The organism is Streptomyces sp. NBC_00094, from assembly GCF_026343125.1.
In the GTDB taxonomy this organism is placed as follows: domain Bacteria; phylum Actinomycetota; class Actinomycetes; order Streptomycetales; family Streptomycetaceae; genus Streptomyces.
Genome location: NZ_JAPEMB010000001.1, coordinates 7,728,146 through 7,745,693 on the forward strand (window position 1 = coordinate 7,728,146; position 17,548 = coordinate 7,745,693).

General features: G+C 70.3%; 15 protein-coding genes. 13 read left to right on the forward strand and 2 right to left on the reverse strand.

Features of this window, described 5'->3' with window-relative positions:
• The first annotated feature begins 52 nt into the window (after window positions 1-52).
• The 13 genes from OG580_RS34050 (at window position 53) to OG580_RS34110 (ending at window position 15,289) form a co-directional block, all read left to right on the forward strand.
• Window positions 53-1,213, forward strand: a complete 1,161-nt coding sequence (locus OG580_RS34050) for an agmatine deiminase family protein (RefSeq protein ID WP_267047511.1) — start codon at window positions 53-55, stop codon at window positions 1,211-1,213.
• Between the two features lie 102 nt (window positions 1,214-1,315).
• Window positions 1,316-1,897 (forward strand): TetR/AcrR family transcriptional regulator, encoded by a 582-nt coding sequence (locus tag OG580_RS34055; protein ID WP_267047512.1) that lies wholly within the window; start codon window positions 1,316-1,318, stop codon window positions 1,895-1,897.
• Between the two features lie 359 nt (window positions 1,898-2,256).
• On the forward strand, window positions 2,257-2,952 hold the full coding sequence (gene ureA / locus OG580_RS34060) for an urease subunit gamma (RefSeq protein ID WP_267047513.1): 696 nt from the start codon (window positions 2,257-2,259) through the stop codon (window positions 2,950-2,952).
• Window positions 2,949-4,700 (forward strand): urease subunit alpha, encoded by a 1,752-nt coding sequence (locus OG580_RS34065; RefSeq protein ID WP_267047514.1) that lies wholly within the window; start codon window positions 2,949-2,951, stop codon window positions 4,698-4,700. Before ureA ends, OG580_RS34065 begins: the two co-directional genes overlap by 4 nt.
• A gap of 178 nt (window positions 4,701-4,878) precedes the next feature.
• Window positions 4,879-5,883: an agmatine/peptidylarginine deiminase gene (locus OG580_RS34070; protein WP_267047515.1), complete on the forward strand. Its 1,005-nt coding sequence runs from the start codon at window positions 4,879-4,881 to the stop codon at window positions 5,881-5,883.
• A gap of 78 nt (window positions 5,884-5,961) precedes the next feature.
• On the forward strand, window positions 5,962-7,623 hold the full coding sequence (locus OG580_RS34075; RefSeq protein WP_267047516.1) for an ABC transporter substrate-binding protein: 1,662 nt from the start codon (window positions 5,962-5,964) through the stop codon (window positions 7,621-7,623).
• Complete coding sequence (locus OG580_RS34080; RefSeq protein WP_267047517.1) at window positions 7,620-8,579, forward strand: ABC transporter permease; 960 nt, start codon at window positions 7,620-7,622, stop codon at window positions 8,577-8,579. Before OG580_RS34075 ends, OG580_RS34080 begins: the two co-directional genes overlap by 4 nt.
• Window positions 8,576-9,430 (forward strand): ABC transporter permease, encoded by an 855-nt coding sequence (locus OG580_RS34085; protein WP_267047518.1) that lies wholly within the window; start codon window positions 8,576-8,578, stop codon window positions 9,428-9,430. The genes OG580_RS34080 and OG580_RS34085 overlap by 4 nt, the downstream gene beginning before the upstream one ends.
• Window positions 9,427-10,425, forward strand: coding sequence for an ABC transporter ATP-binding protein (locus tag OG580_RS34090; protein ID WP_267047519.1), 999 nt, complete (start codon window positions 9,427-9,429; stop codon window positions 10,423-10,425). Before OG580_RS34085 ends, OG580_RS34090 begins: the two co-directional genes overlap by 4 nt.
• Window positions 10,418-11,215, forward strand: coding sequence for an ABC transporter ATP-binding protein (locus OG580_RS34095; RefSeq protein WP_267047520.1), 798 nt, complete (start codon window positions 10,418-10,420; stop codon window positions 11,213-11,215). The genes OG580_RS34090 and OG580_RS34095 overlap by 8 nt, the downstream gene beginning before the upstream one ends.
• A gap of 51 nt (window positions 11,216-11,266) precedes the next feature.
• Entirely contained in the window at window positions 11,267-12,409 is a 1,143-nt protein-coding gene (locus OG580_RS34100) for an agmatine/peptidylarginine deiminase (protein ID WP_267047521.1), read from the forward strand.
• Between the two features lie 210 nt (window positions 12,410-12,619).
• Window positions 12,620-14,071 (forward strand): cytosine permease, encoded by a 1,452-nt coding sequence (locus OG580_RS34105; RefSeq protein WP_267047522.1) that lies wholly within the window; start codon window positions 12,620-12,622, stop codon window positions 14,069-14,071.
• 48 nt (window positions 14,072-14,119) lie between these two features.
• On the forward strand, window positions 14,120-15,289 hold the full coding sequence (locus OG580_RS34110; RefSeq protein WP_267047523.1) for an agmatine/peptidylarginine deiminase: 1,170 nt from the start codon (window positions 14,120-14,122) through the stop codon (window positions 15,287-15,289).
• 79 nt (window positions 15,290-15,368) lie between these two features.
• On the opposite strand, the gene OG580_RS34115 is transcribed toward OG580_RS34110, so the two are convergent.
• Together OG580_RS34115 and OG580_RS34120 are read right to left on the reverse strand one after the other, a co-directional pair.
• Window positions 15,369-16,190 (reverse strand): SDR family NAD(P)-dependent oxidoreductase, encoded by an 822-nt coding sequence (locus tag OG580_RS34115; RefSeq protein WP_267047524.1) that lies wholly within the window; start codon window positions 16,188-16,190, stop codon window positions 15,369-15,371.
• Between the two features lie 70 nt (window positions 16,191-16,260).
• Window positions 16,261-17,472 (reverse strand): acyl-CoA dehydrogenase family protein, encoded by a 1,212-nt coding sequence (locus OG580_RS34120; RefSeq protein WP_267047525.1) that lies wholly within the window; start codon window positions 17,470-17,472, stop codon window positions 16,261-16,263.
• Between the last annotated feature and the right edge of the window lie 76 nt (window positions 17,473-17,548).

Genomic DNA, 17,548 nt, shown 5'->3' on the forward strand with positions numbered 1-17,548 from the left:
GTCTGCGGGAGCATGCGGGAAACATCCACCCCCTCCCTCAGACAGGAACCCCATGGACACGCCCACGACGTCTCGGCGCCGACTGCTTCGGCTCGGTGCGGCCGCTCTGCCGCTCGCGGCCCTTGGATCGGCACTGCCCACGGCCGCCCGCGCCGCCACCGGCCCCTCGGGCGCCACGCTGCGGATGCCCGCGGAGACCGACGCCCACGTGCGCACCTTCATGGCCTGGCCGGCGCTGTCGTCGGTCTGGTCCACGCAGCTCGGCGGCGTCCGCAGGGACATCGCGAAGGTCGCCGACGCGATCTCCCGCTACGAGCCGGTCGTGATGCTCGCCCGGCCCTCGCAGGCGGCGGACGCCCGGTACGCCTGCGGAGCAGGGGCCTACTACGGCATCGACGTCGTCGAGATCCCCAACGACGATCTGTGGATACGTGACTTCGGCCCCACCTTCGTCGTCGCCCCCGGCGTCGTCGCCGGTGTGGACACCAACTTCAACGGCTGGGGCAAGACCGGCACGCCGTACGCGCAGCCCTATGCCAACGACGCGGCCGCGGCCGCGACCCTGCTCGGCCACTACGGCGTCCAACGCGTGCGGGCCGGGTTCGTCGGGGAGGGCGGCTCACTGGAGACCGACGGCCAGGGCACCCTGCTGGCCACGGTCAGCTCGATGGTCAACCCCAACCGCAACCCGGGCATGACCCAGGATCAGGTCGAGCAGGCGATGAAGTCGGCGCTCGGCATCGACAAGGTGATCTGGGTACCGGGACTCGCCGGCCAGGACATCACCGACTGCCACATCGACTGCCTGGCCCGCTTCGTCGCGCCGGGACAGGTCATCCTGGACCAGCCCGGTCCCGGCACCGACCCCAAGTGGGTCGCCGTCTACAACGAGACCAAGCAGATCCTGCTGGGCGCGACCGACGCACAGGGCCGCCGCCTGACCGTCACCGAGCTCCCCGGTCCGGACCGCCTGTACATCCGTGGAGGAGGCTCCGGCTTCCTGTCCAGCTACACCAACTACTACACCGCGAACGGCGCTGTCCTCGTCCCTCAGTTCGGTGACACCCATGCCGACAGCGTGGCCTACGGCATTCTCGCGGCCGCCTACCCCGGCCGGAGCATCGTTCAGCTGAACATCGACAACATCGCGCGCGGCGGTGGCGGCATCCACTGCGCCACCCAGTCGCAACCGGTCGTTCCCCCGGCTGTCTGACCGGGCGACACCGGATGACCCGGCCGGCCGCTGCCCCTCGGCGGCGACCGGCTGGTCAGGGAGTGATTCCGGGCGCGGGAGGTGCCCGGTAAGGTTCGGGCCATGGCGTCTCGCAGCACTCAGATCCTCGAAGCCGCCGCGCGGGTCATCGCCCGGCGCGGGGTCCGCGGCCTGCGCGTGGAGGAGCTCGCCGCCGAGGCGGGCGTGTCCACCGCGTTGATCTACTACCACTTCAAGGACCGCGCCGGGATCCTGAGCAAGACGCTGGAGTTCATCAACGACCGCGCCGAGCGCTACACGACCCACCGCGATCCGGACGCCGCACCGCTCAGCCCGCGCGAGGAGCTGGAGGAAACGCTCCTCCTCGAACTCCAGGACTCGACCGAGGTCAGGGAGAACAGCAGCGCCTGGGGTGAATTGAGGGCCAGCGCCGTCTTCGACGATCTCCTGCGTGAGGACCTCGCGAGAGCCACCCTGATCTGGGTCCAGGAGGTGGCGGCCCTGCTCGGCCAGGTCCGGCCGATGGCCCCGGCGGTCGCTCTCACCGCCGCCGCCGAGCGGCTCACCGCCCTCCTGGAGGGCCTGAGCATGCGCTGGCTCAGCGGCACGCTCCGGATCGCCCACGCCCGGACCCTGATGAGCGAGGCCATCGACGCCGAGGTCGCGCGCCTCGGCCGTCCGTGACGCGGTCCCCGAGGGCACGCGTGTACGCCCCATAGGTGCTCACCGGTCGACACCCGCTGCCTGCCAGGTGCTGATCGCGTAGCCGGCTCGAACGCCCGCCCGCTGCGCCGGTTCCGTCCCCGTCGGCGGCCATATGACGCGGCGGCCGAGGTCTGTGACGGGCGGAACCCGGTCATCCGTCAGATCCAGGACAAGCACGCGCTGAACTCCGTCGAGCAGGAACGCGCAGTCGCTGTGCAACGGCAATCTTGACTGACATTTCAGTCAATGGGACAGTGGCCCCCACCCCACTTCTGACACTCCGTAGAAAGGAAGGGACTACTCATGCGTACGACCAGGCCCTTCAGCCAGGAGGCGACATGCCTCTGACCCCTACCGAGCGCGACCGGCTGCTCCTCTTCACGGCCGCCGAGCTCGCCCGTACACGTCTGGGGCGCGGGCTGCGTCTCAACGTGCCGGAGGCGACGGCGCTGATCGCCGACACGGTGTGCGAGGCCGCGCGTGACGGCCTCCGGCTGGCCGAGGCGCTCGACCGCGGCCGCGGTGTGATCGGTCCGGACGACGTACTCCCCGGTGTCACCGACATCGTCACGGAGATCCAGGTCGAGGCCGTGTTCGACGACGGCACCCGGCTGGCCGTCATCAGCGCCCCCTTCGGCGACGTGGAGCACGACGACGGCGCCCCCGGGGCCGTCCTGCCCCACACGGACGTCCTGCCGGAACCGGAACCGGCGATCACCCTGACCGTCCGCAACACGGCCTCGGTCCCGGTGAGCGTGACCTCGCACTTCCACTTCTTCGAGGCGAATCCCCGCCTGGACTTCGACCGGGCCGCCGCCTACGGCATGCGGCTCGCGGCCCCGGCCGGGTCGTCCACGCGGTTCGACCCCGGCGCCGCCGCGCAGGTCGGCCTCGTCCCGATGGGCGGAGAGCGGATCGCGATCGGCTTCGCGGGACTGGTCGACGGGCCGCTGGACGCGCCCGGCGCGAAGGAAGAGGCCCTGCGGCGCGCCGCCGCCTGCGGCTACCTGGGAGCGGAAGGTGCGGAGCGATGAGCAAGCCCAGCAGACACAGTGACCACTGCACGCCGGGGAGCAGCCGGCACATCGACCCGCACGAGTACGCCACCGTGCACGGCCCCCGCGCGGGGGACCGGGTCCGGCTCGGGGACTCCGGGCTCGTCGTACGGGTGGAGTCGGACTCGCAGGCGTACGGCGACGAGTTCCTGGCCGGCTTCGGCAAGACGGCCCGTGACGGGATGCACCTGAAGGCCGCAGCGGTACGCGACACCTGCGACGTCGTGATCACCAACGTGCTGGTGATCGACGCCGTGCTCGGCGTCCGGAAGGTGTCCATCGGTATCCGGGAGGGCCGGATCCACGCGATCGGGCGGGCCGGCAACCCCGACACCCTCGACGGCGTCGACGTCGTCGTCGGCACGGGGACGACGATGATCCCGGGGGAGGGGCTGATCGCGACCGCCGGTGCGATCGACACCCATGTCCATCTGCTCTCCCCACGGATCATGGAGGCGTCACTGGCCTCAGGCGTCACCACGATCATCGGGCAGGAGATCGGGCCGAGCTGGGGCGTCGGCGTCAACTCCCCGTGGGCGCTGAAGCTCGGGTTCAACGCGTTCGACGCGTGGCCCGTCAACATCGGCTTCCTGGCCCGGGGCTCCGCCTCCCACGAGGCGCCCCTGGTCGAGGCGCTGGCCGAGGGAGGCGCCTGCGGTTTCAAGGTGCACGAGGACATGGGCGCCCACACCCGGGCCCTCGACACCGCGCTGAGGGTGGCCGAGGAGCACGACGTCCAGGTGGCCCTGCACAGTGACGGCCTGAACGAGTGCCTGTCGGTGGAGGACACCCTGCGGGTCCTGGACGGCCGGACCATCCACGCCTTCCACATCGAGGGCTGCGGTGGGGGGCACGTACCGAACGTCCTGAAGATGGCGGGCGTGCCGAACGTCATCGGCTCCTCCACCAACCCCACCCTGCCCTTCGGCCGCGACGCCATCGCCGAGCACTACGGGATGATCGTCTCCGTCCACGCGCTCAAGACGGACCTGCCGGGCGACGCCGCGATGGCGCGTGACCGGATCCGGGCCGGGACGATGGGCGCGGAGGACGTCCTGCACGACCTCGGCGCGATCGGGATCACCTCCTCCGACGCGCAGGGGATGGGAAGGGCCGGCGAGACCGTACGCCGGACCTTCGCCATGGCCGGGAAGATGAAGGCCGAGCTGGGCCCGCTGGAAGGCGACGGCGCGCACGACGACAACGCGCGCGTCCTCCGCTACATGGCCAAGCTCACCATCAACCCGGCGATCGCCCACGGCCTCGCCCACGAGATCGGTTCCATCGAGGTCGGGAAGATGGCCGACATCGTGCTGTGGCGCCCGCCGTTCTTCGGGGCGAAACCGCAGATGGTCATCAAGAACGGCTTCCCCGCGTACGGGGTGACCGGCGATCCCAACGCCGCCACCGACACCTGCGAGCCCCTCGTCCTGGGCCCGCTGTTCGGCGCCCATGGGGCAGCACCCGCCGAGCTGTCCGTCGCCTTCGTCAGCCGCGCCGCCGCCGAGTCGGGCTCCTTCGGCTCGCCGTACGACACGCTGGGCACCCGGCGGCGACGTGTGGCCGTGCGGGGTACCCGTGGCATCGGCCCGGCCGACATGGTGCGCAACGCGCGGCTCGGACAGGTCGACGTCGATCCGCGTAGCGGCCTCGTGACCCTCGACGGCGCTCCCATGCGCTCCGAGCCCGCGCAGGACGTCTCGCTGAGCCGTCTGTACTTCCTGTGACCTCGTGTCCTGGCCTGACCTCGTGTCCTGGCTGATCTTTCAAAGCCATGCCCAAACTCTTGACTGAATTTTCAGTCGAGAGGATGCTGTTCACACCGCGTACCCGTTCCCGCGCTTCCGCCAGGCTGAGCCGGCCACCGCCGACGGGTACTTCTGGCGAAACGAAGAGAGACCCGTGATGACCGCATTCCGTATGCCTGCCGAATGGTCCGAGCACGAGGGCTGCCTGATGGCCTGGCCCGTCCGCGAGGATCTGTGGGGCAGTGTGCTGGACGACGTCAAGGAGGAGTACGCGAACGTCGCCCGGGCGATCGCCGAGTTCGAGCCGGTGACCATGGTCGCGCCGCCCGGCCACGGCGACGAGGCCCGCACGAGGTGCGGCGACGGGATCACCGTGGTGGAGCTGGAGCAGGACGACTCGTGGTTCCGCGACTCCGCCCCGCTCTTCGTGCTCGACGGTGACGGACACCGCGCCGGGGTGGACTTCCGCTTCAACGCGTGGGGCCGCAAGCACCACCCGTACGACTCCGACGACCTGGTCAGCGGCCTGCTCCTGGCGCACCTCGGAGTCGAGCGCATCCCCTCCGACATGATCCTCGAAGGCGGGGCGATCACGGTCGACGGCGAGGGCACGCTGATCACGACCGAGCAGTGTCTGCTCCACACCAACAGGAACCCCGGAATGAGCCGGGACGAGATCGAGACGGAGCTGAAATCCCAGCTCGGCGTCGACAAGGTCGTGTGGCTCCCGTACGGCGGTCTGCTGGACACGGAGACCGACGGGCACGTCGACGGCGTCTGCGCCTTCGCCGCCCCCGGCAAGGTCGTCGTCTCCCTGCCCGACGACCCCGCACACCCCGACTACGCCAGGATGCGGGCCAACCGCGCGGTCCTCGAGAACACCACCGACGCCCAGGGCCGACCGTTCGAGATCATCGACATCCCGCAGACGTCGTTCGTCGACATGGTCGACGGCGAGGTCGAGGTCTCCTACCTGAACTACTACGTCGCCAACGGCGGCGTGGTCGTCCCGGTGGCCGGTCTGCCCCGGGACGACGAGGCCCTCGCGGTCATCGCCACGGCGTACCCCGGTCGCAAGGTCGTCGGAGTGCGGGCGCTCGCGATCGCCTTCGGCGGTGGCGGAGTCCACTGCATCACCCAGCAGATCCCCGCCACCGCCTGAACCGGAAACGGTCCGCTCCCGGAGGGCCGCTCCTGCGACCCTCCGGCCCCCGCACCCCTCACGGAAAGAGAGCGCGACATGACCACACCCCAGCCCCCCGGGAGCAGACGCCTCCTCGGCAGGCGCGGCAGGCTCGCCGCGACGACGGCCGCCCTGACCTCCCTCGCCGCCCTCGCGGCCTGCTCCGGCCCGCCCAAGGGCGCCGACGCCGGCGGCACCGAGGTCAAGCTCTCCGCGTCCACGCCGAAGGCCCGCGGCGAGATCGACTCCTTCACCTGGGCCGTCTACGCCGAGCCGCCCACCCTCGACTACACGGTGGCCTTCGACTATCCGCAGAACACGGTCCTCTCCAACGTGTGCGAGAGCCTCATGCGCTGGACGCCGGGGCTCACCCTTGAGCCGGGCCTGGCGCGGAAGGCCTCGAACCCGGATCCCACCACCTGGGTCTACGACCTGCGCTCCGGTGTGCGCTTCCACGACGGCAAGGTGATGACCGCCGACGACGTGGTCTACAGCCTCGGCCGACAGCGCGACCCGGACAACGCCGCCGCCTGGGCCCAGAACTTCCAGAACGTGACATCCGTACGGAAGACCGGACCGCTCCAGGTCACCGTCAAGCTCACGAAGCCCGACTCCCAGTTCCCCCAGTACATGGCGACCGCCGCCGGAGTGGTCGCCTCCCAGTCCGGTGTCGAGGCGGCGGGCAAGGACTACGGCACCACCGGTGACCTCGCCTGCACCGGCCCGTTCAAGCTCGGCACGTGGAGCAAGGGCCAGTCGATCGAGCTGGAGCGCTTCGACGGCTACTGGGGTACCAAGGCCAAGGCGAAGAAGGCCGTCTTCCGCGTACTGACCGACCCCTCGGCCCGTACCAACGCCATGCTCAGCGGGGACGTCGACGGCGGCTACCTCATCCCCACGGAGAGCTACGGCCGCCTGCGCGAGAGCGGCCTCGGCACCCTGTACTTCGGCGAGGGCCTCAGCACGGTCAACGTCAACATCACCGACATGAAGGGCCCGCTCGGCGACCTCCGGGTACGCAAGGCGCTCTCCCTCGCCCTCGACCGGTCCGGGTTCGTCAAGGCCGGCCTCGGCGGCGCGGGCACCGTCACCAACTCCCTCACCACCCGAGCCGCCTGGGCCGGAGCCTCGGAGCAGACCCGGCAGGCCGCCTTCGACACGCTGCCACCGACCACCCGGGACATCGAGAAGGCCAAGGCGCTGATCAAGGAGGCCGGCGCCACGGGCACGTCCCTGACCGTCGCCACCAGCTCCATCGGCCAGGACGTCTCCCTCCTCGCCACCGCGATCCAGGCGGCCGGCACCCAGATCGGGCTGAGGATCAACCTCAAGACGATCGCCCCCAACGCCTTCACGGCGCTCTTCACCGACCCCGAGGCGCGCGAGGGCATCGACATGTTCCCGCTCACCTACTACGACTCGATCACCGACCCGCTGGACCTGCTGCAGAACTTCAAGACCGGCGCCTACATGAACTTCGCCGGCTACAGCGACAAGGGCTACGACGGGCTCGTCGACCGGGCCACCGCCGTCTACGAGCCGGACCAGCGGATGAGGATCGAGGCGGAACTGCAGAAGCACGCCGCCGAGCAGCTGCTGTGGATACCGGTCGCCGAGTGGCCCACCGCGGTCTTCCTCAACAAGCGGATCACCGGCGCCCCCACCACCATCGCGTACATGTACTACCCGTGGGCCGCCGACGTGGGGGCCGCGGAGTGAGCTTCCTGAGGTTCGCCGTACGCCGGGTGGCGGAGATGGCGGCCACCCTGCTCGCCGCGTCGTTCGTCGTCTTCGGCGCCATGTACCTGGCGCCGGGCAACCCGGCCAGCTTCCTGCTCTCCGGACGCTCCGCCTCGCCGGAGGCCCTCGCCGCGATCAACGCCCAGTACCACCTGGACGACCCCTTCCTCGTCCGGTACCTGCGCTGGCTCGGCGACGTCGTGCAAGGGGACTTCGGGCGCTCCATCACGTACCGCACCGACGTCTCCCGGCTCCTCGCCGACCGTCTTCCCACCACACTGCTGCTCGTCGTGATGGCGCTGGTCGTGGTCGCGGTGATCGGCCTGGTCCTGGGCTGGATCGCCGCCGTGCGCGGCGGCGGCACCGACTCCGCCGTCCTGGTCGGGACCACGTTCGCCGTCGGCACCCCGTCGTTCGTCGCGGCCGTCCTGCTCCAGGGACTCTTCGCCGTCAACCTCGGCTGGTTCCCCAGCAGCGGATCCGGCGACGGCTTCCTCGACAAGGTCTGGCATCTGACCCTGCCGGCGATCGCCCTCGCGCTCTATCTGATCGGCATGCTCGCCCGCGTCACCCGCTCCGCCATGCTCGACGCGCTCGACAGCGAGCACGTCGTGGTCGCCCGCAGCCGGGGCGTCCCCGAGAGCCAGGTCATCCGCCGCCATGTGTTCCGCAACTCGCTCGGCACCGTCCTCACGACCGGCGGACTGATCGTCTCGACCCTGCTCGTCTGCACGATCCTCGTCGAGACCGCCTTCAGCATCGGTGGCGTAGGCCAGCTCCTGGAACTGTCCACCACGACCAAGGACTTCCCGACCGTCCAGGCCATCTCCCTCATCATCGTGGCCCTGTTCATGGCGGTGAACCTGATCGTCGACCTGGTGCTGCCCCTGGTCGACCCCCGGATCACCCTCGGAACGAGGAGCACCTCCGCATGACCGCCGTCCTCACCCGCCGGCCCGGCCTCTCCAAGGTCCGCACGGCCCGGTCCCCGCTCTATCCGGTCTGCCTCGGCTTCGTCGCCCTCGTCACGGCCGCCGCTCTCCTCGCGCCGTGGCTGGTGCCGTACGACCCCAACGCGGTCGACCTCGGCAACGCACTGGCCGCTCCTTCCGCCGAGCACCCGCTCGGTGTGGACGCCGCCGGCCGGGACACCCTCTCCCGACTGCTCCTCGGCGCCCGCACCTCGCTCCTCGGGCCCCTCGGGGTCGTGGTCTTCTCCACCCTCGCCGGAGTCGCGATCGGCATGGCCGCGGGCTGGCGGGGCGGCTGGCTCGACTCCGTCCTCTCCCGCTCCACCGAACTCGTCTTCGCGTTCCCCGGCATGCTGCTGGCGATCCTGATCATCTCGATCCACGGCGAAGGCATGCTCGCCCCCGTCGTCGCCCTCTCCGTCGCCTACCTGCCGTACGTCAGCCGGCTGACCCGCTCCCTGGTGCTGGCCGAACGCGAGCGCCCCTACGTCAGCGCCTACCAGGTGCAGGGCCACTCGGCGCTCCAGATCTGCCTGCGCCACGTCCTGCCCAACATCGCCCCCGTCGTCCTCGCCCAGTCCACCATCAACTTCGGCTACGCCCTCATGGACCTCGCCGGCCTCTCCTTCCTCGGCCTGGGCGTGCCCGCGCTCACCCCGGACTGGGGCCGCATGGTCTTCGACGGCCAGACCGCCATCCAGCACGGCTACCCGCTGTCCGCGATCCTGCCCTGCGTGTTCATCGTGCTGACGGTCGTCGCGTTCAACGTGGTCGGAGAGCGCTGGGCCGACCGCGTCGCCAGGAGATCCCCATGAGAACGCTGCCCCCACCGACACCCACGCTCGACATCCAAGGGCTTCGGATCACCCTGCCCGGCAGCGCCCGCCCCGTACTCGACGGCGTCGACCTCCATGTCTCCGCCGGCGAGACCGTCGCGCTCGTCGGGGAGTCCGGCTCCGGGAAGACCCTGACCTCACGCAGTGCCCTCGGGCTGCTGCCGCCCGGCGCCGAGGTCGAGGGCGCCGTCCGCGTGAACGGCCAGGACGTGCTCACGATGAACGGCGACCAGCTGCGCGCCCTGCGCACCGGCACGGTGTCCATGATCTTCCAGGACCCGCGCGCCGCCCTCAACCCGCTGCGCCGCATCGGCGACTTCCTCACCGAGAGCGTGACCCTCACCGGGAGCATGAGCCGGACGGACGCCACCGCGCGCGCCACCGAACTCCTTCAGGCGGTGGGTCTCGACGACTCCGCCCTGCGCAAGTACCCCGGCCAGGTCTCCGGTGGCATGCTCCAGCGCGTCATGATCGCGGCCGCGCTGATGGGGGACCCCGCCCTCGTACTGGCCGACGAACCGACCACCGCGCTCGACGTCACCACCCAGGCCGAGGTCATCGCCCTCCTGGCGCAGCTCCGCCAACGCTTCGGCACCGGCCTGCTCTTCGTCACCCACGACCTGGAACTCGCCTCCGCCATCAGCGACCGCGTCTACGTCATGTACGCCGGACGGATCGCGGAAAGCGGCCCCGCCGAAGCCCTCTTCGCCGGGCCCCGGCATCCCTACACCTCGGCACTGCTCGCCTCCACCCCCCGGCTGGACGCCCCGCTGGGCAGGCTCGCCGCCATCGACGGCCAGCCCCCCGACCTGCGACAGGAACTCGCCGGCTGCCCGTTCGCCGCCCGCTGCCATCTGGCCACGGAGATCTGCGACCACCAGGCTCCCGCACCGCTGCCCGTGCCCGGGCGGCCGAACCACTCGGCGGCCTGCCACCACAGCGACCGTCTCGAAGGGAGCTCCGTCGATGCCTGAGACCGTCCTGGAGGCCGTCGGCCTCCGACGCGGATTCGGTGGCGTCCGCGCCGTCGACGACGTCTCGTTCATCCTGTCCGAGGGCGGCGCACTGGGCATCGTCGGCGGATCCGGTTCGGGCAAGACCACCACCGCCCGCATCATCGTCGGCCTGGAGCGGGCCGACGAGGGAGAGGTACGGGTGCGCGGCCGGGTCCGGCCCGTCCGTGTCCGCGGCAGGGCGCAACGGCTCGCCCGAGCCCGCGAGGTCCAGATGGTCTTCCAGGACCCCTATCTGTCCCTCGACCCCAGGACCAGCGTCGAACAGGTGCTGCGCGAAACCCTGCGCCTGCACTTCCCCGACACCGACCACGACCGACGGATCGGCGAACTCCTCGACCAGGTCGGCCTGGGAACCCGCGCCGCCGACGCGCGTCCGCGACAGCTCTCCGGCGGCCAGCGCCAGCGCGTCGCCATCGCCCGCGCCCTCGCCGTCGAACCGGCCGTACTCGTCCTCGACGAGGCGGTCGCCGCACTCGACGTCTCCGTACAGGCGCAGATCCTCAACCTCCTCGCCGACATCCGCGAGGAGACCCGGATCGGCTACCTCTTCATCACCCACGACCTCGGCGTGGTCCGGTGCGTCACCGACGACGTCATCGTCATGCGCCAGGGCCGCGTCGTCGAGGCCGGCCCCACAGCCGAGGTGCTCGCGGCGCCCCAGGACCCCTACACGCGGCTGCTGCTGGACTCCGTGCCCCGGCCCGGCTGGGACCCCGAAGCGATCGCCGCCGCCCGCAGGGCGCTCTGACCGCACCACACCGACGAAACCCCCACCGTCGTCTGACACAGGAGATCACCCATGAACGACTCCGTCGCCGGCCGTCACGCGCGCCGAGGACTGAGCAGGCGTCACTTCCTCGTGGCCGCCGGCCTGACCGCCGCCGCCGGCACCGCACTCGCGACGACAAGCCAGGGCAGCGCCAAGGCCGCCCGTGGCGCCTTCAGGGTCCCGGTCGAGGACGTCCGCCACACCCGTACGTGGATGGCGTGGCCGGACAGCACCGCGATCTGGCGCGGGAAACTGGGCGGCGTCCAGGCGGACATCGCCCTCATCGCCCGGACCATCGCGAAGTACGAGCCCGTCGTCCTGTGCGCGAACCCCGGCAGCGCCGCCAAGGCCCGCTCGATGTGCGGCCCCACGGTCACCGTCATCAGCGCCATCCCCGTCGACGACTGCTGGATGCGCGACACCGGACCCGTCTTCCGTACCGACGGCCATGGCGGCCTCGACACGGTGGGCCTCAACTTCAACGGCTGGGGTGACAAGCAGACCCACGCCAAGGACGGCCTCGTCGCCGAGCGGATCGCCGCCCATGTGGGCGTACCGTTCACCTACGCCGACCTCGTCGGCGAGGGCGGCGCCATCGAGCAGGACGGCGCCGGCACCCTGATGGCCACCCGCAGCAGCCTGGTGAACCGCAACCGCAACCCCGGGATGTCGGAGCGTCAGCTGGAGCGGGCGATGTGCGACGCGTACGGCGCGTCCAAGGTCATCTGGTTCGACGGCGTGTACGGGCAGGACATCACGGACGACCACGTCGACGCGACCTCCCGCTTCCTCGCCCACGGCGAGGCCCTCGTGCAGATGCCTCTCGCGTCGGACAACGACGCCTACGCCCGCGACGCCCGCCGGCAGTACAGCGCCCTGTCCGCCTCCACGACCGCCACCGGCCGCCCGATGGACACGATGCGCCTCCAGGGCCCGGACTACAACAAGATCCGCTCCACCGACCAGGGCTTCCTCGCCTCCTACGCCAACTTCTACCTGTGCAACGACGCCGTCATCAGCGCCCAGTTCGGCGACCGGAGGGCGGACGAGGCCGCCAGGGCGACCCTGGCCCGCCTCTACCCCGACCGTTACATCGAGCAGCTCGACATCGACCGCCTGGGCACGGGCGGCGGCGGCATCCACTGCGTCACCCAGCAGCAGCCCGTCGCGTAACCGGAACGCCGAGGGCACCCCGGGTCGGGCGGGGTCGCGGAGTTTCGAGCGGGGAGCCGTCCGCGCCCCTTACTGAAAATTCCGTCGATCCCTCCTGCTCGGACCATTGACTGAAATTTGAGTCAGTCTCTACGGTGAGCGCACCCGTACGGCGCCGCAGGGTCATGCACGCCGTACGGACTCATGGACACACCCTGGACAGGAGCCCACATGGGGCCAGTTGCCTCACACCCGCACGACTCCGCACCTCTCGCGGGCATCGAACAGCACTCGATCGACTGGGTGCCCCTCTCCGAACGGCATGGCAAACCCTCGAACGTCGGGGCCATCTGGTTCGTGGGCAGCCTCAATCTCACCGGTCTCGCGACCGGCGTCGTGACCCTGTCCATGGGAGCCTCGCTCGTGTGGACGGTGATCGCCACCGTCCTCGGATCGCTCTTCGGCACGTTCTTCATGGCGTTCCACTCGGCCCAGGGCCCCCAGTTGGGACTTCCCCAACTCGTGCAGTCGAGGGCGCAGTTCGGCTACCTGGGCGCCGCGCTCACGGTGTGGGTGTTCGCCTTGGTCAACTACATCGGCTTCAACACCTCCGACGCGCTGTTGTCCGGCCAGGCCATGAACCTGCTCACCGGGATCCCCAACGGGCTCGGATACGTGCTGGCCGCCGCGGTCGCGACGGTGATCGCCCTGTTCGGGTACGAGTGGATCCACCGGCTGAACAGGTGGCTCACCTGGCCCTTCGTCGTGGTCACCGCGGCCGTCACCGGATCCGCCCTGTTCGGGGGAGGGCTGCCGGAAGGCGTCTGGGACGCCGGCCCGTTCGACCTCGCGCCGTTCATGCTCGTGTTCGTCTTCGTCGCCGGCTTCCAGCTGGGCTGGGCACCGTACGTCTCGGACTACTCGCGCTACCTCAGACCCGACGTCCCCGTACGCAGCACCTTCTGGTGGACGTACCTGCCCAGTGCGATCTCCGGGATCTGGGTGTTCCTCCTCGGCGCCGTGGTCTCGGCCGGTGCCCCCGAGGGCACCGATCCGGTCACCGCCCTGAAGCTGTCGGCCGACCGGCTGTTCGACGGGTTCGGCACGATCGCGGTCGTCGTCCTGCTGGTCGGACTGCTCTCCATCATGGCGATCAACCAGTACGGCGGCAGCCTCACCATGATCTCGATCATGGACTCGTTCCGGCCGGTCAAGCCGACGCGGACCATCCGCGTCGCGACGATCGGGATCATGCTCGTGGCCGTCGGGACGGTCTCCACCGTCGTCGGCATCGACCAGTTCAACTGGTTCTTCGCCAACGTGGTCGTGGTGCTCACGTACCTGTTCATCCCGTGGACGGCCATCAACCTGGTCGACTTCTTCTTCGTCCGGCGCGGCCAGTACGTCGTCAAGGAGATCTTCAACCCGCACGGCATATACGGCCGTTGGGGCTGGAGAGGCAACCTCGCCTACGCCATCGGCCTGGCCTGCATGGCGCCGTTCATGGTCATCACCGGCCTCTTCGTCGGTCCCGTCGCCCAGCTTCTCGGCGGCGTGGACTGCTCGCTCTTCGTCGGCCTGCCCGTGGCCGGCGTCCTCTACTGGGCGTTCGCCCGAAGCCTCGATCTGGCGACCGAACGCCGGATGGTCCAGGAGGAGGGGCTGCTGGAACGACTCCACTGAGCCACCCCATGCCCGCACGGAACGAACCTTTGAGAGAAGGAGCACTACGTGAAGACAGCACACGACGGCGGCACGCCCGGCATCAGCCGCAGAACCCTCCTGGCCCGGACCGGAGCGGTCGCGGCCGGACTCGCGGTCGGACCGGTACTCGGCGGCATCCAGCCGGCCCAGGCCGCGTCCTGGCACGTGCCGGGGGAGGAGACGCTGCACAAGCGGACGTGGATGGCCTGGCCGTCCAGCTCCACGATCTGGGGCAGCCTGCTGTCCAAGATCCAGGCCGACATCGCCAAGCTCGCCAAGGAGGTCGCCAAGTACGAGCCGGTGATCATGTGCGCTGACGGCTCGTCGGCCGCCTCGCAGGCCAGGACGGCGTGCGGGTCCACCGTCACGGTGATCAGTTCCATACCGGTGTCGGACTGCTGGATGCGGGACACCGGCCCGCTGTTCCGGGTGGACGGGGCCGGCGGCCTCGACTCCTTCGGGCTGAACTTCAACGCCTGGGGCGAGAACGCCACGACCTTCTACGGCCTGCCCTACTCCGCCTACTCCAAGGACCGCGTGCTCGCCGGCCGGGTCGCCGCCTACACGGGCGTCACCTTCGCCAAGGCGTCCGTGGTCGGCGAGGGCGGCGGCATCGAGTACGACGGCGACGGCACGCTGATGGCGACCGAGAGCTGCTGGCTCAACAGCAACCGCAACCCCGGCAAGACGCGCAGCCAGGTCGAGGCCGAGCTGCTGGCACGGTTCGGCGCCACCAAGATGATCTGGCTGCCCGGCGTCACCGGGTGGGACGTCACCGACGGCCACATCGACGGAACCGCCCGCTACATCAAGCCCGGCGTGGTCATGGTGCAGCTGGCCGGTGCCGTGCGGCCGGACGTCTGGACCGACAACGCCCAGGCCATCCACGACGTCCTGGTGAACGCGACCGACGCCAAGGGCCGCCGCCTCCAGGTCCTCACCATCGAAGGACCCGACGTCCTGCCCCGTATCTCGGTCGGCAAGCGGGCTGACTTCCTCAGCTCCTACATGAACTGGACAGTGACCAACAACGCGGTGATCACCACCCAGTTCGGCGACACCGCCAAGGACGCGGCGGCCAAGACGGCGATCGCGGCCGCCTACGGCCGCCCCGTCGTCCAGCTCAACCTCGACAACCTCTACGGCAACGGCGGCGGTGGCGCCCACTGCGTCACCATGCAGGAGCCCAGCCGCTGACCTGGCCGCTGACCCGACCACTGACCCGACCGGCCCGGATCACCGCCCGCACACATCCAGGGACGGGAGGGCAGGGGCGTTACCGCATGCGGTCCAGGACGGTGTGGCTGTCCCGGGGCATGTCCGCCGCGAGATAGCCCCCGTCGACGACGGTGTTGGTACCGGTGACGAAGCTGGAGGCGTCGGACGCGAGCCACAGTGCCGCACCGGTCAGCTCGGACGTGCTGCCGAAGCGGTTCAGCGGGATCTGCGCGCGGGCCGTGCGGGAGAGGCGCTCGTCGTTGACGTAGGCGGCGTTGACGGGAGTGTCGATCCAGCCGGGGGTAAGGGCGTTGACGCGGACGCCGTGCGGACCCCATTCGGCGGCCATGGACTGCGTGAGGCTCAGCAGGGCCGCCTTCGCCGCGGAGTAGGGGGCGAGCGCCGGCCAAGCCGCGACCCCGCAGACCGTACTGATGTTGATGATCGAGCCGGACCCTCTCTCCACCATGGTGCGGCCGGCCCGCTGGGCGCAGCGGAACGCCGAGGTGAGATTCAGGTCCAGGACGCGCTCCCAGCCCTCCTCCCGGATGTCGAGAATCCGCGACTGGAAGATCGGCCCGCCCGCGTTGTTGACCAGGACGTCGAGGGGCCCGAGCTCTCGTTCCGCGGTGGCGAACGCCTCTTCGACCTGCGTGGGGGAGGTGACGTCGGCAGGAACGGACACGGCCCTTCGGCCCAGACCGCGTACACGTTTCGCCGTGTCCTCGAGTCCTTCGGCGGAGCGGGCGAGCAGGGAGACGTCGGCCCCCGCTGCGGCGAACCCCTCGGCCAGGGCGGCTCCGATGCCCTGTGAGGCTCCGGTGATCAGGATGTGGCGGCCGGACAGGGAGAACATGCTCTCCGGAGTGGCGGCTGTCATGGTGACACCTTTCGTCGCGATCGAGGGCGGCCGAGCGGCGGCCGCAGGAGCCCGACATGCGTATCCGTGGTCACAGGTTCCGGGTGTTGGGGGCCAGGCCGCAGAGCACCCGCCCGTACAGCTCGAAGGTCGTGTTCGGGTGCAGGGAGGCATGCTGGTGGACCGCTCGCATATCGCGCTCGATGCGCTGGATCGGCGCGGAGCTGTACAGCGACGACGCGCCGCTCGCGGTGGCGAGGATGTCGACCGATTCCTTCGCGCGCCGGCAGACCGCGCCGACGTCGGTCCGCACGCGTACGCGCTCGTCGACGGTCCACGTCTCGCCGCCGGTCGCCTTCGCGTCGAGCAGCTCCGCTGCCCGGCGGGCGTGGAACTCGGCCTCGTCGACGAGCATCGCCGCCTCGCCGACCTGGAGATGCGTGACCGGAGCCTCCCGCTGGCTCGCGTAGTCGGTGTAGGCGATCCGTCGCCCCGGAAGGCGTTCGAGAAAGGTCTCCTGGGCGGCTCGGGCCAGGCCCAGCGCGGTGCCGACGGTGCAGACCGCCACGGTGGGAAACAGCGGGGAGCGGTGAAACGGGCTGCCGGGGTCCAGCTGGGCTTCGGTGTGCCCCTTCAGCAGCGCTCGCATGGGCAGGGCGTGCGCGGAGGGGACGAAGACGTCCTTCGCCACCGACGTGACGCTGCCGGTTCCGCGGAGGCCGCTGGCGTGCCAGTCGTCGACGACCGTCATCTCATCTGCCCTGGTGAGCACGAGCAGGGGCAGGGCGTCACCCGCTGACGGGGCCGAAGCGGGGGCCGCCTCCGGAGTCGACGTCGGGATCGCCAGGAGCATGTTCCACCCGCTCTGGGTCACCCCCGTGTTGAAGGCCCAGCGTCCGCTGACCAGGTACCCGCCGTCCACCGGTATCGCGGTACCCGGCTTGCTCAGGATCCCGGAGATCCGCGCGTCAGGATCCGCGAACACCTCCTCCCGGACCTCGTGGGGATACATTCCGGCCAGCCACGCGAAGATCCCCCACACCGACACCGTCCACGCGGTCGAGCCGTCGCCCCGCCCGATCTGGGCGAGCACCTCCACCATGGTGCGCATGTCGGCCTCGTGGCCGCCGTATCGCGAAGGCACCCGCATCCGCAGCACGCCCGCGTCCGCCAGCGCGCCGATCGTCTCCTCCGGTAGCCGCCGTCCCTCCTCGGTCCGCTCGGACCTCTCTCGTAAGAAGGGGACGAGCTCGGCAGCACGTCCCACCAGGTCGTTCCTGAGGGGCGCTCGGGTGCTTTCCACCGGCAATCCTTTCGCCTCTTCCATCCCTCGGGCGGGAGATCGCGCAGCGGACACCAGGGATCGCTCTCCATGACAC

Bases quoted from the DNA above. Each gene is read 5' to 3' on its own strand.
- OG580_RS34095 (WP_267047520.1), top strand. From the start codon at position 10,418: ATGCCTGAGACCGTCCTGGAGGCCGTCGGCCTCCGACGCGGATTCGGT.
- OG580_RS34105 (WP_267047522.1), top strand. From the start codon at position 12,620: ATGGGGCCAGTTGCCTCACACCCGCACGACTCCGCACCTCTCGCGGGC.
- OG580_RS34055 (WP_267047512.1), top strand. From the start codon at position 1,316: ATGGCGTCTCGCAGCACTCAGATCCTCGAAGCCGCCGCGCGGGTCATC.
- OG580_RS34065 (WP_267047514.1), top strand. From the start codon at position 2,949: ATGAGCAAGCCCAGCAGACACAGTGACCACTGCACGCCGGGGAGCAGC.
- OG580_RS34100 (WP_267047521.1), top strand. From the start codon at position 11,267: ATGAACGACTCCGTCGCCGGCCGTCACGCGCGCCGAGGACTGAGCAGG.
- OG580_RS34085 (WP_267047518.1), top strand. From the start codon at position 8,576: ATGACCGCCGTCCTCACCCGCCGGCCCGGCCTCTCCAAGGTCCGCACG.
- OG580_RS34075 (WP_267047516.1), top strand. From the start codon at position 5,962: ATGACCACACCCCAGCCCCCCGGGAGCAGACGCCTCCTCGGCAGGCGC.
- OG580_RS34070 (WP_267047515.1), top strand. From the start codon at position 4,879: ATGACCGCATTCCGTATGCCTGCCGAATGGTCCGAGCACGAGGGCTGC.
- OG580_RS34050 (WP_267047511.1), top strand. From the start codon at position 53: ATGGACACGCCCACGACGTCTCGGCGCCGACTGCTTCGGCTCGGTGCG.
- OG580_RS34090 (WP_267047519.1), top strand. From the start codon at position 9,427: ATGAGAACGCTGCCCCCACCGACACCCACGCTCGACATCCAAGGGCTT.
- ureA (WP_267047513.1), top strand. From the start codon at position 2,257: ATGCCTCTGACCCCTACCGAGCGCGACCGGCTGCTCCTCTTCACGGCC.
- OG580_RS34115 (WP_267047524.1), bottom strand. From the start codon at position 16,190: ATGACAGCCGCCACTCCGGAGAGCATGTTCTCCCTGTCCGGCCGCCAC.